The sequence below is a fragment of the Kaistia adipata DSM 17808 genome, assembly GCF_000423225.1.
Taxonomy (GTDB): Bacteria; Pseudomonadota; Alphaproteobacteria; order Rhizobiales; family Kaistiaceae; genus Kaistia; species Kaistia adipata.
The window spans coordinates 886,686-903,376 of record NZ_KE383991.1; the positions used below are offsets into that span (position 1 = coordinate 886,686).

Sequence of the window (16,691 nt, forward strand, 5' to 3'; positions counted from 1 at the left end):
TGATTGGAGAGTTTCAGACCGTACCGCCAAGCTCGGCCGAGAGATCGGCGAGCTCCTTGCCGCCGGCCATGAGGTTCTGCAGTTCGTCCGCGCTGATCTCGCCGCGCGCCGCCGTGCCGAGCGTGCGGCCGCGGTTCAGCACCGTGAAACGGTCGCCGACGGCCATCGCGTGGCGGACATTGTGGGTGATGAAGACGACGCCGAGCCCGCGCTTGCGCACCATGTCGATATATTTGAGCACCATCGAGGTCTGGCGAACGCCGAGCGCCGAGGTCGGTTCGTCGAGGATCAGCACCTTGGCGCCGAAATAGACGGCGCGCGAAATCGCCACGCATTGCCGCTCGCCGCCCGACAGCGTGCCGACCGCCTGGCCGGGATCGCGCACGTCGATGCCGATGCGCTGCATCTCCTCGCGGGTGACGCGATCGCAGAAACCCATGTCCATGAAGCGGAGCGGCCAGATCCCCTTCACCGGCTCGCGGCCCATGAAGAAGTTTCGCGTCACCGACATCAGCGGGATCATGGCGAGATCCTGATAGACGGTCGCGATGCCGGCATCGAGCGCCTGGCGCGGACTGGTGAAATGCACGGGCTGGCCGTTCAGGAACATCTGCCCCTTGGTCAGCCTGTGCACGCCCGCCATGGTCTTGATGAAGGTGGACTTTCCGGCACCATTGTCGCCGAGCAGGCAATGCACCTCGCCGGCATGGATCTCGATCGAGACGCCGGCCAGCGCGACGACGGAGCCGAAATGCTTCTCGATGTCCCGCATCTCCAGGATTGGCGTCGCCATCACCGCTCTCCCGTCACGCGCTTGCGGATGATGTTGTTGAAGAACACCGCCATCAGCAGCATGCCGCCGAGGAAGACCAGGTACCAGTCCTGGTCGATGGTCGTGTAGGTGAGCCCGATCAGCACCATGCCGAAGATGACGGCGCCGACCGCCGCGCCGACGACCGAGCCATAGCCGCCGGTGAGCAAGCAGCCGCCGATCACCGCGGCGATGATCGCCTCGAACTCCTTCTGGAAGCCGCGTCGCGCATCGGTCGAGCCGGCGTCGAGCACGGTGAGCACCGCGACCAGCGCCGCGCAGCAGGCCGTCAGCACGAAGAGCGAGGTCTTCACCCGACGCGTCGGCACGCCGGAATTGCGCGCGGCGTTCGGGTCGCCACCGGCGGCGAAGATCCAGTTGCCGTAGCGGGTGCGCGCCAGCAGGATCGCGCCGACAATGGCAAGCCCGACGAACCAGACGATCTCGACCGGCACACCCGTTACCTTGGGCAGGCCGTTCGGGAACTTGGCGATCCAGTCATGCGCCGCGAGCCAGGCGAACAGGCCTTCGAAGGCATCACCGGCGAAGAGCTTGTAGAAGAAGGCGTCGAGCGGCGTATCGGTCGCCGCCTCGCGCACTCCGCGCAGCTGCGTCGCCCCGCCGGTCGCCCATTTGAGCCCGACCAGAGAGAGGCCGCGCAGCACGAACAGGAAGGCGAGCGTGACGATGAAGCTCGGCAAGCCGGTATGGATGACGAGCTGGCCGTTCAGGAAACCGATCGCGGCGGCGCAGGCGAAAGCGACCAGGATCGCCACCGGCAGCGGCATGTTGAAGGTGACGACGCAGGCGGCGAAGATCAGGCCGGCGAAGGCTACCATCGAGCCGACCGAGAGATCGAACTCCCCGCCGACCATCAAGAGCGAGGCGCCGATCGCCAGGATGCCGAGCTGCGCCGCCGGCGCCATGAAGTTCATGATGCCGGAGAGCTCGAACATCACCGGGTTGGCGATGGCGAGGAAGAAGCTCGTGACGATGACGAGGCCGAGAATGGCGCCGAGTTCCGGCCGGCGCAGGAGCCGCGTCAGGGTCGAGGCGTGCTTCAGCCGCTCGTCGGCCGCCTCGTGGATCAGCTTGCTGTTGTCGGTCATCATTCCACCAGTTGCCCGCGCGGACCGGCCGGCCGCGGCGCGCCACCAAGATGGTCTGGATGCCTTCCAAACCATCGTCATCAGGAAAGATGCGCGCGCGGCGCATCGCGGCCGCGCGCGCCGATTGGCAGGCGCCTAGCGGATGCCCTTGGCCGACAGCTCGACGACCTTGGAGGCCGCGTCCTTGGTCACCAGGTTGGGACCGGACGGCACATCGCCGCCGGGCATCAGGCCGTATTTGCTGTGCAGCGCCAGGAAGGCGACCGGCAGATAGCCCTGCAGGAACTGCTGCTGGTCGATGGCGAAGGCGGCCTTGCCGTCCGCGACTGCCTGCAGGAAACCAGCCGAGAGATCGAAGGTCGCGACGTTGACCTTGCCGTCCTTGCCCGATTCCGAGACGGCGGCGATCGACGGCTCGCCGGCGAGCGACGCGTTCAGCGTCAGGACGGAATCGATCGCCGCGTCCGAGGCCAGCGCCGCGTTGACCTTGGCCTTGACGTCGGCCGGATCGGCCGAGGTCGGCAGCACGGTCACGGCACCGAAGCCGTCGCCAAAGCCCTTGCAACGCAGGTCGAGCGCGACGTTGCCGACTTCCTGGTTGACGCAGAGCCCCTTCTTGCCGCCCATCTCCTTCAGCTTCTCGCCCGCCGCCTTGCCGGCGTCATATTCGCTCTGGCCGACATGCAGGCGCGCGCCGAGCTTCTTCGAGACGTCGGAGCCGGAGTTCATCGAGATGACCGGAATGCCGGCGGCGACCGCCTTCTGGATCGAGGGCCCGAGCGCGTCGCCATCGGGGATCGAGACGACGATACCCTCGGGCTTCTGGTTGACGGCGGCGTCGATCAGCTGCGCCATCGCGACCATGTCGAAGGTTTCGGGCGCGCGGTAGTCGACTTTTACGCCGAGGTCCTTGCCGGCTTCGGCGACGCCGTTCTTGACGACGGACCAGAACGGGTCCGAGGCCTGACCATGGGTGACGACGATGATGTCGGCATGCGCGGCAGCCGCCGAGACGGCGAGAGCCGTCGCCGCGAGCATTGCCCTGAGCTTCCACTTCATGACATTCCTCCCAGAATGAACGATTGGTGCGAGATCCGGCGTGTTTTTGTTCCGTAAGCTTACGTTTTCGGGATCTGGACGCATCAAAACACGGAACAAAACGAATTCTGAAACAGATGCCGGAACATTCATTCCACCGTGACCCAATTGCGTCAAGTGTTGATTTTCCGCCCGGACTGGGAGAAAGCTGCGCGAAATGCGCAGGAAAGGCCCGCGATGATGACCCTTGACGACAACGACGCCTTGCCGCCCCGCGACTTCTGGAGCCTGCGCAACCTGATGGTGAGCCGCAAGGACACGCTGCCGAAGCGCCTGGCGCAGGTGGCGATCTACGCCGTCGCCAATCCGGACGATGTCGCCTTCGGCACGGCGGCCAGCATCGCCGAAAAGGCGGAAGTCCAGCCTTCGACCCTCGTTCGCTTCGCGCAAGCCTTTGGCTACCAAGGTTTTTCCGACCTGCAGGCGGTCTTCCAGGACCGCCTCAGGGATCGCACCTCGAACTATTCGGAGCGACTGTCGTCGCTGCGCTCGCATGTCGCCGGCGACAGCAAGTCGGCAACCCTGTTCGCCGGCTTCTGCAAGGCGGCCGAGCGCTCGGTCGGCTCGCTGCGCGAGCGCGTGCAGGTGGCCCAGATCGACGAGGCGGCCGAACTCCTCGCCAAGGCCGAGACGATCTACCTGATCGGCCAGCGCCGTTCCTACCCCGTCACGTCCTATATGAGCTATGCCTTCGGCAAGCTCGGCGTGAAGTCGGTCCTGGTCGGCTCGGCGCAGGGCAACGACCCGGAGACACTCTCCTTCGCCACCTCGCGCGACGCCGCCATCGCCATCTCCTTCACCCCCTACGCCTCGGCGACGCTCAATTATGCGCGCCAGATCAACGAGGGCGGCACGCCGCTGGTCGTCATCACCGACAGCCCGTTCAGCCCGCTGATCCCCAAGCTCGGCGTCTGGTTCGAGGTGGTCGAGGCCGATTACGAGGGCTTCCGCTCGCTCTCGGCCTCCATGGCGCTCGCCATGACGCTGACCGTCGCGGTGGCCGAAGCGCGCCGTGGATAATGATCCACATATTCCATATTGACGAAATCGCAGAATTTTTGTTTCACTCAGGCCTGAGGACGATGGCGCCGCCGCGCGTTAGCGGCCCGTCACCCCTTCGTTAACCTGAGACGGAGCATGCGATGACCGAAGTCCCGCGCGCCGGCACTGCGGCCCGGACGCTCGACGTGATCACCATCGGACGGTCATCCGTCGACCTCTACGGCCAGCAGATTTTTTCCCGGCTCGAGGACATCACCTCCTTCGCCAAGTCGGTCGGCGGCTGCCCCTCCAACATCGCCATCGGAACGGCGCGGCTCGGCCTGAAATCGGCCGTGATCACCCGCGTCGGCGACGAGCAGATGGGCCGCTTCATCCGCGAGCAGATGCAGCGCGAGGGCGTCGACACGCGAGGCATCGCCACCGACCCCGACCGGCTGACCGCGCTGGTCCTGCTGGCGGTCGAGGACGAGGGCGTCTCGCCGATGATCTTCTACCGCACCGACTGCGCCGACATGGCGCTGTCGGAAGCCGACATCGACGAGGACTTCATCGCCTCGGCGGCGTCGATCGTCGTCACCGGCACGCATTTCTCGCGCGAGAACAGCGACGCGGCGCAGCGCAAGGCGATCCGCCTCGCCAAGGCGGCCGGCGGCAAGGTCGTGTTCGACATCGACTATCGCCCCAACCTCTGGGGCCTCGCCGGCCATGGCGACGGCTTCGCCCGTTATGTGAAGTCGGACCACGTCTCGGAGCGGCTGAAATCCATCCTTGGAGATTGCGACCTGATCGTCGGCACCGAGGAGGAAATCCGGATCGCATCCGGCGCCGACGACGTGCTCGGCGCGCTGAAGGCGATCCGCGCGGTTTCCGCCGCCACCATCGTGCTGAAGCGCGGCGCCATGGGCTGCATCGTCTATGACGGTGCGATCTCTAGCGATCTCGAGGCCGGCATCGTCGGCGAGGGCTTCCCGATCGAGATCTACAATGTGCTCGGCGCCGGCGACGCCTTCATGTCCGGCTTCCTGCGCGGCTGGCTCAAGGGCGAGCCGCTCGCCACCTGCGCCACCTGGGCGAACGCCTGCGGCGCCTTCGCCGTCTCCCGCCTGCTCTGCGCGCCGGAATATCCGAGCTGGACCGAGCTTTCCTGGTTCCTCGCGCATGGCAGCCCGCACAAGGCACTGCGCAAGGACGCGGCGCTCAACCATCTGCACTGGGCGACGACGCGCCGGGCCCAGCCGGCGCAGCTGATGGCGCTGGCGATCGACCATCGCGCCCAGCTCGAGGCGGTTGCCGACAAGCTCCAGGCGCCGCGTGAAAAGATCGCTAGCCTGAAGGCGCTTGCCGTCGAAGCCGCCGCCCGCGTCGCGAAGGGGCGGCCCGGCTTCGGCATGCTGCTCGACACGACCTATGGCCAGAAGGCGTTCCCGCGCGCCGCCGAGCAGGGTTTCTGGATCGGCCGGCCGGTCGAGAAGCCGGGCTCGCGCCCGCTCGATTTCGACCATCTGCCCGATCTCGGCAGCCATCTCGCCGAATGGCCGATCGGCCATACCGTCAAGTGCCTCTGCTTCTACCACCCCGACGACAGCGACGAGCTGAAGGCGCGGCAGGAGCGCGAGCTGCTCCGCGTCGCCGATGCGGCGCGCACGGCCGGCCGCGAATTGCTGATCGAGATCATCGCCGGCAAGCACGGCCCGCTCGCCGACGACACGGTCGCCTCGATCCTCGCCCGCCTCTACGCCCTCGGCATCAAGCCCGACTGGTGGAAGCTGGAGCCGCAGACGAGCGTCGCCGCCTGGCGCGCCATAGAAAAGGTGATCACGGAGAACGACCCGCTCTGCCGCGGCATCGTGCTGCTCGGCCTCGAGGCGCCGGAGGCGGAACTCGTCACCGCTTTCCGTGCCGCCGCCGCGACGCCACTGGTCAAGGGTTTTGCCGTTGGCCGCACCATCTTCGCGGACGCCGCGGAGAACTGGCTCGCGGGCCGGATCGACGACGAGGCGGCGGTGACCGACATGGCGAACCGCTTCGCCGCCCTCGTCGCCGCCTGGGAGACGGCGCGGCGCACGGAGGCGGCGTGAGATTCTTGGGTACGCGGTTGCTGCGACAGGCGCGGCCGTCCTTCCGGCGAAAGCAGGGATCCATCCATCCGCGCCACGGAACGTTCAGAGCGAGGACCAACCCGCTGACATGGATCCCTGCTTTCGCAGGGATGACGGCGAGGGTTGAATGACGAGGGGAATTTTCCGGTGAGGCCGTAAACCCTCACCCGGACCTTCGGTCCGACCTCTCCCTCAGGGAGAGGTGAAGAAAGAAACCACGGAGCCACACCCTCCGCCGTCATCCCGGCGAAAGCCGGGATCCATCCATCCGCCTGCCGCCGGCGGCTGCATGGACGGAGGATCACCTCTCCCCACGGGAAAGGTGAAGCACAAGCCCCCTCCTCCTGGGAGGGATGAAGGGTTAGCCTCCCACATCGGGGGCGCGAACAGGGAGGCTTCCCGGCCCATGGCCGAGGAAGGGGGAGCGAGACAATGACCGAGGGAACGCCGCGATGACCACCATCCGTCTCACCATGGCGCAGGCGCTGGCGCGTTTCCTGGCCAGTCAAAAGACGATCGTCGGCGGCCAGACCGTGCCGATCTTCGGCGGCGTATGGGCGATCTTCGGCCATGGCAACGTCGCCGGAATCGGCGAGGCGCTCTACCAGCACCGCGACGAGCTGCCGACCTTCCGCGCCCATAACGAGCAGGGCATGGGCCACGCGGCAGTCGCCTATGCCAAGGCGAGCTTCCGCCGCCGCATGATGGCGGTGACCAGCTCGATCGGCCCCGGCGCCACCAACATGGTGACGGCCTGCGCGCTGGCGCATGTGAACCGACTGCCGGTGCTGTTCCTGCCCGGCGACGTCTTCGCCAACCGGCGGCCCGATCCCGTCCTGCAGCAGGTCGAGGATTTTGGCGACGGCACGGTCTCGGCCAATGACGTGTTCCGGCCTGTCTCGCGCTATTTCGACCGCATCACCCGCCCCGAGCAGATCATCCCTGCGCTGCAGCGCGCGATGGCGGTGCTGACCGACCCGGCCGATTGCGGCCCGGTGACGCTGTCGCTCTGCCAGGACGTGCAGGCCGAGGCCTATGACTATCCGGAGGCCTTCTTCGACGAGACGATCTGGACACCGCGCCGCGTCCGCCCGTCCGAGGACGAGCTGAAGGTCGCGCTTGCCGCGCTGTCCGACGCCAAGAAGCCGCTGATCATCGCCGGCGGCGGCGTGCTCTATTCCGGCGCGACCGAGACGCTGCGCGCGCTTGCCGAGGCGCACCGCATCCCCGTCGCCGAGACGCAGGCCGGCAAGTCGTCCCTCCCCGCCAGCCACCCGCTCAACATGGGCTCGATTGGCGTCACCGGTACCTCGGCCGCCAACCAGCTCGCCGAGGAGGCCGACGTGATCCTCGCCGTCGGCACGCGGCTGCAGGACTTCACCACCGGCTCGTGGGCGCTGTTCCAGAACGACCGCAAGACCATCATCGGCCTCAACACGCAGGTCTTCGACGCCACCAAGCACCGCGCCCTGCCGCTCGTTGCCGATGCGCTCGCCGGGCTAAAGGAAATCGCGCTCGAACTCGGCGCTCATGCCGCGCCGGCGGCCTGGCTGAAGAAGGCCGAGGACGGCCGAAAGGCCTGGTTCACCGCCGCCGACAAGGCGACAGCAGCCACCAACGCCGCCCTGCCCTCGGACGGACAGGTGATCGGCGCCGTGCAGCGCGCGCTTGGCGAACACGCCACAGTGGTCTGCGCCGCCGGCGGCCTGCCGGGCGAGTTGCACAAGCTCTGGCAGGCGGGCGCCCCCGGCTCCTACCATCTCGAATATGGCTATTCGACCATGGGGTACGAGATCGCCGGCGGCGTCGGCGTCAAGATGGCGAAGCCGGCAGAGGAAGTCGTCGTCATGGTCGGCGACGGCTCCTATCTGATGATGAATTCGGAGATCGTCACCTCGGTGATGCTCGGGCTCCGCCTCACCATCGTCGTGCTCGACAATGCCGGCTATGGCTGCATCAACCGGCTGCAGATGGCGACCGGTGGCGCCAACTTCAACAATCTGCTCAAGGACGCCAAGCACGCCGTGCTGCCGGCGATCGACTTCGCCGCCCACGCGGCGAGCCTCGGCGCGATCGCGACCAAGGTGGCCTCGATCGCCGAGCTCGAGGCTGGCCTCGCGGCCGCCGTGAAGAACGACCGCACGACGGTCCTCGTCATCGACACCGACCCGCTCGTCACCACGGAAGCCGGCGGCCACTGGTGGGACGTCGCCGTGCCGGAGGTGAGCCCACGGCCGCAGGTCAACGCCGCGCGCAAGGCATACGAGAAGGCGATCCAGGCACAGCGAGTGCTGGATTGAGGATGGCGAGGCGGCAGGCCTCCTTCACCTCTCCCTGAGGGAGAGGTCGACAGCCGAAGGCTGGCGGGTGAGGGTTTAGGGAACCCTCCGGTGAGGCCGTAAACCCTCGCCCGGAGCTTCGCTCCGACCTCTCCCTCAGGGAGAGGTGAAGTGGCAGCCTTGCGGGATGAACCGAGACCATGCGCCGATGTTGCAGGAACAACGAACAAACACCCTCTACCGTCATCCCGGCGAAAGCCGGGATCCATCCCGCCACCTGCCGCCGACGGCTGAATGGATCCCGGGTCGCGCTTCGCTTGCCCGGGATGACGGCGAGCGAGACCAACCAAGAACAGGCCAATCCAGTCACATAACGAGGAACCATTCATGATCCGCATCGGCGCCAATCCGATCTGCTGGTCCAATGACGATAAGCAGGAGATCGGCGGCGACATCCCGCTCGAGCAATGCCTGTCGGAAGCGAAGGCGATCGGCATCGAGGGCATGGAGCTCGGCCACAAGTTCCCGCGCGACGCCGAGAGCCTGCGCCCGATCCTCGACGCGCACGGGCTCGATCTCGTCGCCGGCTGGTATTCGACCTTCCTGCTCGAGCGCGACGCCGAGCACGAGTTCAAGGCGGCGCGCGCCCATATCGACCTCTTGAAGGCGTTCGGATCGAAGGTGTTCATCGTCGCCGAATGCACCCGCACCGTGCACGGCACCGAGGGCATGCCCTTGTCGAAGCGGCCGGTGATGGACGAGGTCGAATGGGGCCGTTTCGCCAGCGGCCTGACGCGCTTCGCCGACTACCTCGACCGCGAGGGGCTGGAACTCGCCTATCACCACCATATGGGCACGGTGATCCAGACCGAGGACGAGGTCGACCGCATGATGGCGACCACCGGCGCGGCCGTGAGCCTCCTGCTCGACACCGGCCACATCACCTGGGCCGGCGGCGACCCGGCCCGACTGGCGCGGAAACATCGCGACCGCATCGTGCATGTGCACACCAAGGACGTGCGCCCCGACGTGGCGAAGCAGGCGGAGGCCGGCGACTGGTCGTTCCTCGAAAGCGTGCTGGCCGGCGTCTACACGGTGCCGGGCGACGGCGCGATCGACTATGTCTCGGTCTTCCGCGAGATCCCGGATTATTCCGGCTGGATCGTCATCGAGGCGGAGCAGGACCCGGTCAAGGCGCCGCCGGCGCGCTATGTGAAGATGGGCTTCGACAATCTCAACCGCTTCATCGACGAAGCCGGGCTGAAGCGCTGAGGAAGGCTACCGCGCCCGAACGGTCAGGGCTCGGCGCCCCCACCTCTCCCACAGGGAGAGGTGAAGAAAACGCAAGGCAGGCGCGGCCTGCAGTTGGGAGACCTTGATGGCAGATCTTCTCGTCAAGCCGGATGCGGGGCATGGCCGCGTCATCCACGTCACGCCGCAATCCGCCGGCTGGACCCATGTCGGCTTCGATCTCCACCATCTGAAGCCGGGCCAGGCGGCCGAGGGCAATACGGGTGATCGCGAGGTCTGCCTGGTGCTCGTCTCCGGCAAGGCCCGCGTCCGCGGCGAGGAAGTCGATTTCGACGTGATCGGCGAGCGCATGTCGCCGTTCGAGGGCAAGCCCTATTCCGTCTACCTGCCGGCCGACCACGACTGGAGCGTCACGGCGACGACCGAGGTGACGCTCGCCGTCTGTTCGGCGCCGTCCTCCGGCGGCGGCCTGCCGCCCCGCCTGATCGGGCCGGACCATGTCAGCCAGGAAACGCGCGGCACCGGCACCAATCAGCGCCACGTCACCAACATCCTGCCCGAGGGCGACCCGGCGGATTCGCTGCTGGTGGTCGAGGTGATCACGCCCGGCGGCCACACTTCGAGCTATCCGCCACACAAGCACGACACCGACAACCTGCCGGCGGAATCGCAGCTCGAGGAGACCTATTACCACCGCCTCAACCCGCCGCAGGGCTTCGCCTTCCAGCGCGTCTATACCGACGACCGCTCGCTCGACGAGACCATGCTGATCGAGGACGGCGTGGTGACCCTGGTGCCAAGGGGCTACCACCCCTGCGCCACATCGCACGGCTACGACCTCTATTACCTCAACGTCATGGCCGGGCCGAAGCGGACCTGGAAGTTCCACAACGATCCCGAGCATGAGTGGCTGCTGAAGCGCTGAGGCATGCGCCTTGCCGTCACCGGCTCGTCGCCCCAGCGGTGGAACGGCCCAACGGCCGGCCGCCATCCCGTCATCGGCGCCACGTCCCCATGCCGTTGCCGTCGAGATAGCCGACGGTGAAGGATACTGCCTTGCCGTCCTTCACCGTGAACTTGACGGAGGACAGCGAACCAAAGGGCTGGTTCTCGCCCCGCGGGGCAACGGAGAATTCGTCGTCCGTCCGGTGGGAGAGCTTCAATCTGGCGGCCTTCGGCCCGGCCGAGAAGTAAAGATCCTGTCCGTCGAGATCGATGCTTGCCGGGCCGAAATAGTCATTGCGATACGTGCCCACATAGGCGGTGGGCGCGCTGGCGGGGATGGGGTCGGTCGGGGGCTTGGCGTCGACGAGATCGCCGGCCGGCTCGTAATAATTCAGCAGCAGCGGGTGATACAGCTTGAACCAGTCGCGCGTCGAGGCGCCATACTGGGCGAAATCCATGAACTGGGTGGCGACGGTCTCCGCGGCCCCGACCGGGCCGGCATTGGTCAGCACGACGATGGCGACACCGGCCGAGGGGATCATCTGCATGTTGGTGGCTCCCCCCAACACGAAGGCCCCGGAATGGCTCATCCTCGGCCGCCCATCGGCATCGACGCCGACGTTGAAGCCATAGCCGTAGAAGCCCGATCGGGCGTCCGGCGCCGGCGCCGGCGCGCTGAAGGCCTGGGCGCGCAGCATTGGCGCCAGGGCTTCGGGGCTGATCCGCGCGCCGCGGAACTCTCCGCCGGAGAGCAGGAGCTTCAGCCATTCGGCGAGGTCGACCACATTCGACGAGACACCGCCGGCCGGAGACTGGGCATCGGCATTTCGGTCATAGAGCGGCTGAAAGCGCCCGTTCTCGAGCGCGTGGAGCACGGTGCGGTTCTTGCGACCGAGGAAATCCGCATGCCGCGAACTGGTGGACGCCATCCCCAGCGGCACGAACAGCGCCGTGGCGGCGAGATCTTCCCATGCCAGGCCGGAGGCGGCGGCAACCGCCTCGGCGCCGAGGGTGATGCCGAAATTGGTATAGTGATACGAAATGCGGAACCGATCGAGCGGCAGCAGGCGCAGCCGCTCCAGGATGGTCTTGCGGTCGAAGCCGAGATCCTCCAGGTCATCGCCGGCCGCGAGCGGCAGGCCCGAACGATGCGCATAGAAATCGCCGATCGTGGCATTCGCGGTGAGATAGGGCTCGGCGAGCGCAAAGGAGGGCAGGAAGCGCGCCACCTTGTCGTCCCAGCTGACCGTGCCGCGCGTGACCGCTATGGCGGCGACGGTTCCGGCGATCGGCTTGGACAGCGAAGCGATCTGGAACACGGTCTGCGGATCGACAAGGGCGTCCTTGCCGAGTTCCCGCACGCCGAAGCCCTGCGCAAACACCGTCTTGCCGCCATGCACGACGGCGACCGCCATGCCGGGGACGCCACTGCGCTTCATCGTGTCCCCGACGATCGCGGGAAGCGCGGCAATCCCCTTCTCGATGCCGTCGGGCGCCAGCGCGATCATGTCCTTGGGCGGGATGGCGCCGAGCTCGAGCGGGATCGCCAGGGGAGCGGGCGCGGTCTCCGCATCGACCGGCGAGGTCGCGGCGATGGCGACGCAGCCGACGAACAGCGCACGAACGAGGGGGCCGTGAAAGCTGGCGGCGCCATCGCCTCGCGACACCGCCAAGACCGTCCTTTCCATCTTCATGCCGCCCCTCCCCTTGCACAGGCGCCGATGTCCGGCGCGGCGTTTCAACCGGATGTTATGCGCCGGCTTGACGTAGCGCCAGCATGGCAAGTCTGGGGGATCTTGCATCGGCTGGCCACCGATACGACACGGTGCGTCAGACGTTCTCGGCCACGTAGAGGTGGAAGGGCAGCAGAACGCGTGCCTCGCCCTCGCCCGCCGCCGGCGTGACGGCGCGCGTCATGATCGCGACGGCCTGTTCGGCGAGCGCCACAACCGGCGTCGAGATGACCGCGTCGACGACGCCGTCGACCAGCGCGGCGCGGGTCTCCGGCACCAGTTCGTTGCAGACGGCGATAACGCGGCGATCGGGGTCGGCCTCGCGCAGCGCCGAGACCAGCCCGGCCATGCCGCCGCCGGCGACATAGATGCCGACGAGGTCCGGATTGCGCTTCAGAAGCTCCAGCGTGCCCTCATGCGCAAGATGCGGATCCTCGAGATTGGCGAGCGGCTCGAGCAGCCGGAATTCCGGCGCATGCTCGCGGAAATAGGCGCGAAAGCTCATTTCGGAGAGTTCGTGCCCGACATAGCGGTGGCTGCCGACGAAGATGCCGACGCTGCCCGGCCGCTTCGCCAGTCGCGCAATCGCCCAGGCAGCGGTGCGGCCCGCCTTGCGGTGCTCGATGCCGACATGACCGATCGACGGCGCCGAGAGCTCGGACAGCAGCGTCAGCACGCCGACGCCGCGCGCCCGCAGCGTCTCGACCGCCTCCGTCACCTTCGGATGGTCGGCCGCGACCACCGCCAGCGCATCGACGCGGGCGCCGAGCGCCAGCAGCTTGTCCGCGACGGTGGCGGCCGAGATGTCCTCGACGAACTCGACGACCGGCCGCCCGCGCACGGCCTTGACGGCCCGGGTGGCGCCGGCGAGCGCCGCCGCCATCTCCTGGTAGAACGCATCGGCGCGGCGCTGCAGCAGGAAGCCGAACGTCTTCGGAACCGCCGTCTCCTCGAGCCGCCGCTTCAACAGGCCGGTGCCGTGATAGCCGATCGCCTCGGCCGCGGCGAGCACGCGCTCGGCCGTCTCGCGCCGGACCGGGGCGCGCTGGTTGAGCACGCGGTCGACCGTGGCGACACCGACCTTCGCCGCCGCCGCGAGGTCGCGGATCGTCGGCCGGTTCACGCCATCCATGCCCTATCCTCCATGATAGAAACTATCATCAGCGCCCGCAGCATCGTTGAGTTAGCTCGATAGATTCTATCATGCCTCGATTGAGCCGGGAACGGGGCCAGACTAGACTCGCTCCAAACATGAAAAGCGCCGCCTTCCTGCCCGGATGGCCGAGGCGCACCGGCTCCGGAGGAACACATGACGGTCGGGTTCACCCCGCGCGACTATTCGCTGATCGGACGCGACACGCGGCTCGCCGAGGAGAACGGCCTGGCGGCGGCGCAATGGTACCAGTGCCCGATCCCGCGCAAGGAGCTGAAGGAGCTGATGAAGCGCTCCGACGGCCCGGCGCTGCGCGACACGGCGATCTGGTTCGCGGCCCTCTTCCTGTCCGGCCTCGGCGGTTACTACTTTTGGGGCAGCTGGTGGGCCGTCCCCTTCTTCGCCGTCTACGGCATCCTCTACGGCTCGGCCTCGGATTCGCGCTGGCATGAATGCGGCCACGGCACCGCCTTCAAGACGCGCTGGATGAACGATTTCGTCTACCAGATCGCCTGCTTCATGATCCTGCGCGAGCCAACCGTCTGGCGCTGGAGCCACACCCGCCACCACACCGACACGATCATCGTCGGCCGCGATCCCGAGATCGCCGCGCCGCGGCCGCCCGACATCCTCGGCATCCTGCTGAACCTGTTCGCGCTGAAGAGCAGCTACCTCACGATGAAGAAGCTCTTCATCCACGCGGCGGGCCGGCTGACCGAGGAGGAAAAGACCTACATTCCGGAGATGGAGCGCAACAAGGTCTACTGGATCGCCCGCGCCTATCTCGCCATCTTCGCCGCCGTCGCCCTCTGGTGCGTCGCCATCGGCTCGATCCTGCCGGCGATGTTCATCGGCCTGCCGACGCTCTACGGCGCGCCCTTTGTCGTCATCTTCGGCCTGACGCAGCATGCCGGCCTCGACGAGGACGTGCTCGACCACCGGCTCAACAGCCGCACGGTCTACATGAACCCGCTGTATCGCTTCCTCTACATGAACATGAACTACCACGTGGAGCACCACATGTTCCCGATGGTGCCCTATCACGCGCTGCCGAAGCTGCATGCGGCGATCAAGGCGGACTGCCCCACGCCCTATGACGGCCTCTGGGAAGCCTATGCCGAAATCATCCCGACGCTGCTGCGCCAGGTCCGCGAGCCCACCTATTTCGTCCAGCGGCAGCTGCCGAACCCGGACAAGGCGGTGCCGTACAACCACGGCACGCAGTTCGTCCAGGCCGCCCCGGCCGAGTGAGGAACGCCCTCGCGCGCTGGCACGGAAACGAAATGCCGGCAGCCGCATCCAACAGGCCGAGGCGCACGACGCCTCCGCCATGCGCAGCGTTGCGCGATCCGACCCAAGAAGAACGCAGAGCGAGGAAACCATGACCACCACGACCGCCACGCAATGGATCGAGGCCTGCGACGCCGACGACGTCGACGCGGAAGATGTCATCCGCTTCGACCATGGCGGCCAGACCTATGCCATCTACCGCTCGCCGGACGACGAGTATTTCGCGACGGACGGGCTCTGCACGCATGAGCAGATCCACCTCGCCGACGGCCTCGTCATGGATCACATCATCGAATGCCCGAAGCACAATGGCCGCTTCGACTATCGCACCGGCCAAGCGAAGGGCGCGCCGGTCTGCGTCAATCTGAAGACCTATCCGGTCCGGATCGACGGCGGCAAGATCCTGATCGGTCTGGCCTGAGGCCATGGCCACGCGGGACAGCTTCATCGTCATCGGCGCCGGCGAGGCCGGCGCGCGCGCCGCGACGGCGCTGCGCGAAGAGGGCTTCACCGGCGCGGTGACGATCATCGGCGACGAGCCGCACGCACCCTATGAGCGACCGCCCCTCTCCAAGACGGCGCTCACCGACGACGCCGAGCCGCAGGCGGCGACGATCCTGTCGCCGGAGCGCCGCGCCGAGCACGGCATCACGCTGCGCACGGATACCCGCGTGCTTTCGATCGATCGCGGCGCGCACCGGATCGCGCTCTCCGGCGGCGAGGAGCTCGCCTATGACCGCCTGCTGCTCGCGACCGGCGCCCGGGCGCGACAGGTCTCGGTCGACGGCCTCGCGCGCGACGCCGTGCTGACGCTCAGGACCTTCGACGAGGCCCGCGCGTTGCGATCACGGCTGCGCCCCGGCCTCCGCCTCGCCATCCTCGGCGGCGGCTTCATCGGCCTGGAGCTGGCCGCGGCGGCACGCGCCCGCGGTGCCGAGGTGACCGTGATCGAGCTGGCGCCGCGCCTGCTCGCGCGCGCCGTGCCGGCCGATCTCGCCGCGATCGTCGCCGCGCGGCATGCGGCCGAGGGCGTCACGCTGCGGACCGGAACCGGCATCGACCGGATCGAGACCGCCGAAGGCGGCCGCACCCTCGTTCTCTCGAACGGCGAGCGGATTGCCTGCGACGCGATCGTCGCCGGCATCGGCGCCCTGCCCGAGACGGATCTCGCGGCGCGCGCCGGCCTCGCGCTCGACAATGGCGTCGCCGTCGACGCCCACCTCGCCACGACCGATCCCGACATCTTCGCCGCCGGCGACTGCTGCTCGTTTCCGCACGCGCTCTATGACGGCCGACGCCTGCGGCTCGAAGCCTGGCGCAACGCGCAGGACCAGGGCAGCGCGGCGGCGCGCGGCATGCTCGGCGCGCGCGAGCCCTATGCCGCCGTGCCGTGGTTCTGGTCGGACCAGTACGACATCACGCTGCAGATCGCCGGCCTGCCGGACGAAGGCGCCGAGACGATCACGCGCGACCTCGGCGACGGCGCGCGGCTCGACTTCCACCTGGCGGAGGACGGCCGGCTGGTCGCGGCGAGCGCGGTCGGCCCCAACGGCAGGATCGCCCGGGACGTCCGCCTCGGCGAAATGCTGATCGCCAAACGCGCCCACCCCGACCGCGCGGCGCTCGCCGACCCGGCCGTAAAGCTGAAGGGGTTGCTGGCGGGGTGATCTTGATCCACGTCGAAGGGTGCCGCCGCTATCGGACTTCCAAAGCCGTCATTCCTGCGAAAGCAGGAATCCATAGAGCCGAAGCCCCGACGTCCGGGTAGGCCTCCGAAGCCTCCCGATGCTACGGCTGAATGGATCCCGGCTCGGGGGCCGGGATGACGGCGAGCTTGGAGTGACGGCCGGCGTCCCGCGAAAAGACGCCAAGGCCCCCCTTCCGCCGTCCTTCCTGCGAAAGCAGGAATCGGCACCGACAT

13 protein-coding genes are annotated in these 16,691 nt (G+C 67.6%); 8 read left to right on the top strand and 5 right to left on the bottom strand.

All coding sequences use genetic code 11. The features are described 5' to 3' along the window. Positions 1–13: 13 nt before the first annotated feature. From G539_RS0117025 to G539_RS0117035, 3 genes are all read right to left on the bottom strand, one after another. Positions 14–793 (bottom strand): ATP-binding cassette domain-containing protein, encoded by a 780-nt coding sequence (locus tag G539_RS0117025; RefSeq protein WP_029076265.1) that lies wholly within the window; start codon positions 791–793, stop codon positions 14–16. Then, positions 793–1,923 carry an ABC transporter permease gene (locus G539_RS0117030; RefSeq protein ID WP_029076266.1) on the bottom strand — a complete coding sequence of 377 codons (1,131 nt, stop codon included), beginning with the start codon at positions 1,921–1,923 and terminating at the stop codon, positions 793–795. Before G539_RS0117030 ends, G539_RS0117025 begins: the two co-directional genes overlap by 1 nt. Before the next feature lie 132 nt (positions 1,924–2,055). Further along, complete coding sequence (locus G539_RS0117035) at positions 2,056–2,979, bottom strand: sugar ABC transporter substrate-binding protein (RefSeq protein ID WP_029076267.1); 924 nt, start codon at positions 2,977–2,979, stop codon at positions 2,056–2,058. A gap of 216 nt (positions 2,980–3,195) precedes the next feature. Here G539_RS0117035 and G539_RS0117040 point away from each other — a divergent pair, with 216 nt between their 5' ends. The 5 genes from G539_RS0117040 to iolB all read left to right on the top strand — a co-directional run bounded on the left by G539_RS0117040 (position 3,196) and on the right by iolB (position 10,574). After that, positions 3,196–4,038 carry a MurR/RpiR family transcriptional regulator gene (locus G539_RS0117040; RefSeq protein ID WP_084640054.1) on the top strand — a complete coding sequence of 281 codons (843 nt, stop codon included), beginning with the start codon at positions 3,196–3,198 and terminating at the stop codon, positions 4,036–4,038. 122 nt (positions 4,039–4,160) lie between these two features. Continuing rightward, the gene (locus tag G539_RS0117045; RefSeq protein ID WP_029076269.1) at positions 4,161–6,098 is read left to right on the top strand and encodes a bifunctional 5-dehydro-2-deoxygluconokinase/5-dehydro-2-deoxyphosphogluconate aldolase; all 1,938 of its coding nucleotides are present in this window, start codon (positions 4,161–4,163) and stop codon (positions 6,096–6,098) included. 473 nt (positions 6,099–6,571) lie between these two features. After that, entirely contained in the window at positions 6,572–8,419 is a 1,848-nt protein-coding gene (iolD, locus tag G539_RS0117050; protein WP_029076270.1) for a 3D-(3,5/4)-trihydroxycyclohexane-1,2-dione acylhydrolase (decyclizing), read from the top strand. Positions 8,420–8,785: 366 nt separating this feature from the next. Continuing rightward, positions 8,786–9,670 carry a myo-inosose-2 dehydratase gene (gene iolE / locus G539_RS0117055; protein ID WP_029076271.1) on the top strand — a complete coding sequence of 295 codons (885 nt, stop codon included), beginning with the start codon at positions 8,786–8,788 and terminating at the stop codon, positions 9,668–9,670. Between the two features lie 106 nt (positions 9,671–9,776). Then, positions 9,777–10,574 carry a 5-deoxy-glucuronate isomerase gene (gene iolB, locus G539_RS0117060; RefSeq protein WP_029076272.1) on the top strand — a complete coding sequence of 266 codons (798 nt, stop codon included), beginning with the start codon at positions 9,777–9,779 and terminating at the stop codon, positions 10,572–10,574. Positions 10,575–10,644: 70 nt separating this feature from the next. Here iolB and G539_RS0117065 read toward each other — a convergent pair whose 3' ends face one another. Together G539_RS0117065 and G539_RS0117070 are read right to left on the bottom strand one after the other, a co-directional pair. Then, complete coding sequence (locus G539_RS0117065) at positions 10,645–12,288, bottom strand: serine hydrolase (RefSeq protein WP_169516663.1); 1,644 nt, start codon at positions 12,286–12,288, stop codon at positions 10,645–10,647. Positions 12,289–12,424: 136 nt separating this feature from the next. Continuing rightward, a complete protein-coding gene (locus G539_RS0117070) occupies positions 12,425–13,459 on the bottom strand; it encodes a LacI family DNA-binding transcriptional regulator (RefSeq protein WP_029076274.1) in 1,035 nt (344 codons plus the stop codon). A gap of 177 nt (positions 13,460–13,636) precedes the next feature. On the opposite strand from G539_RS0117070, the gene G539_RS25240 reads away from it, so the two are divergent. The 3 genes from G539_RS25240 (at position 13,637) to G539_RS0117085 (ending at position 16,437) form a co-directional block, all read left to right on the top strand. After that, entirely contained in the window at positions 13,637–14,731 is a 1,095-nt protein-coding gene (locus G539_RS25240) for a fatty acid desaturase family protein (RefSeq protein WP_035831505.1), read from the top strand. Between the two features lie 130 nt (positions 14,732–14,861). After that, positions 14,862–15,191: a MocE family 2Fe-2S type ferredoxin gene (locus G539_RS0117080; RefSeq protein WP_029076275.1), complete on the top strand. Its 330-nt coding sequence runs from the start codon at positions 14,862–14,864 to the stop codon at positions 15,189–15,191. Positions 15,192–15,195: 4 nt separating this feature from the next. Continuing rightward, a complete protein-coding gene (locus G539_RS0117085) occupies positions 15,196–16,437 on the top strand; it encodes an NAD(P)/FAD-dependent oxidoreductase (protein ID WP_029076276.1) in 1,242 nt (413 codons plus the stop codon). Positions 16,438–16,691 lie beyond the last annotated feature (254 nt).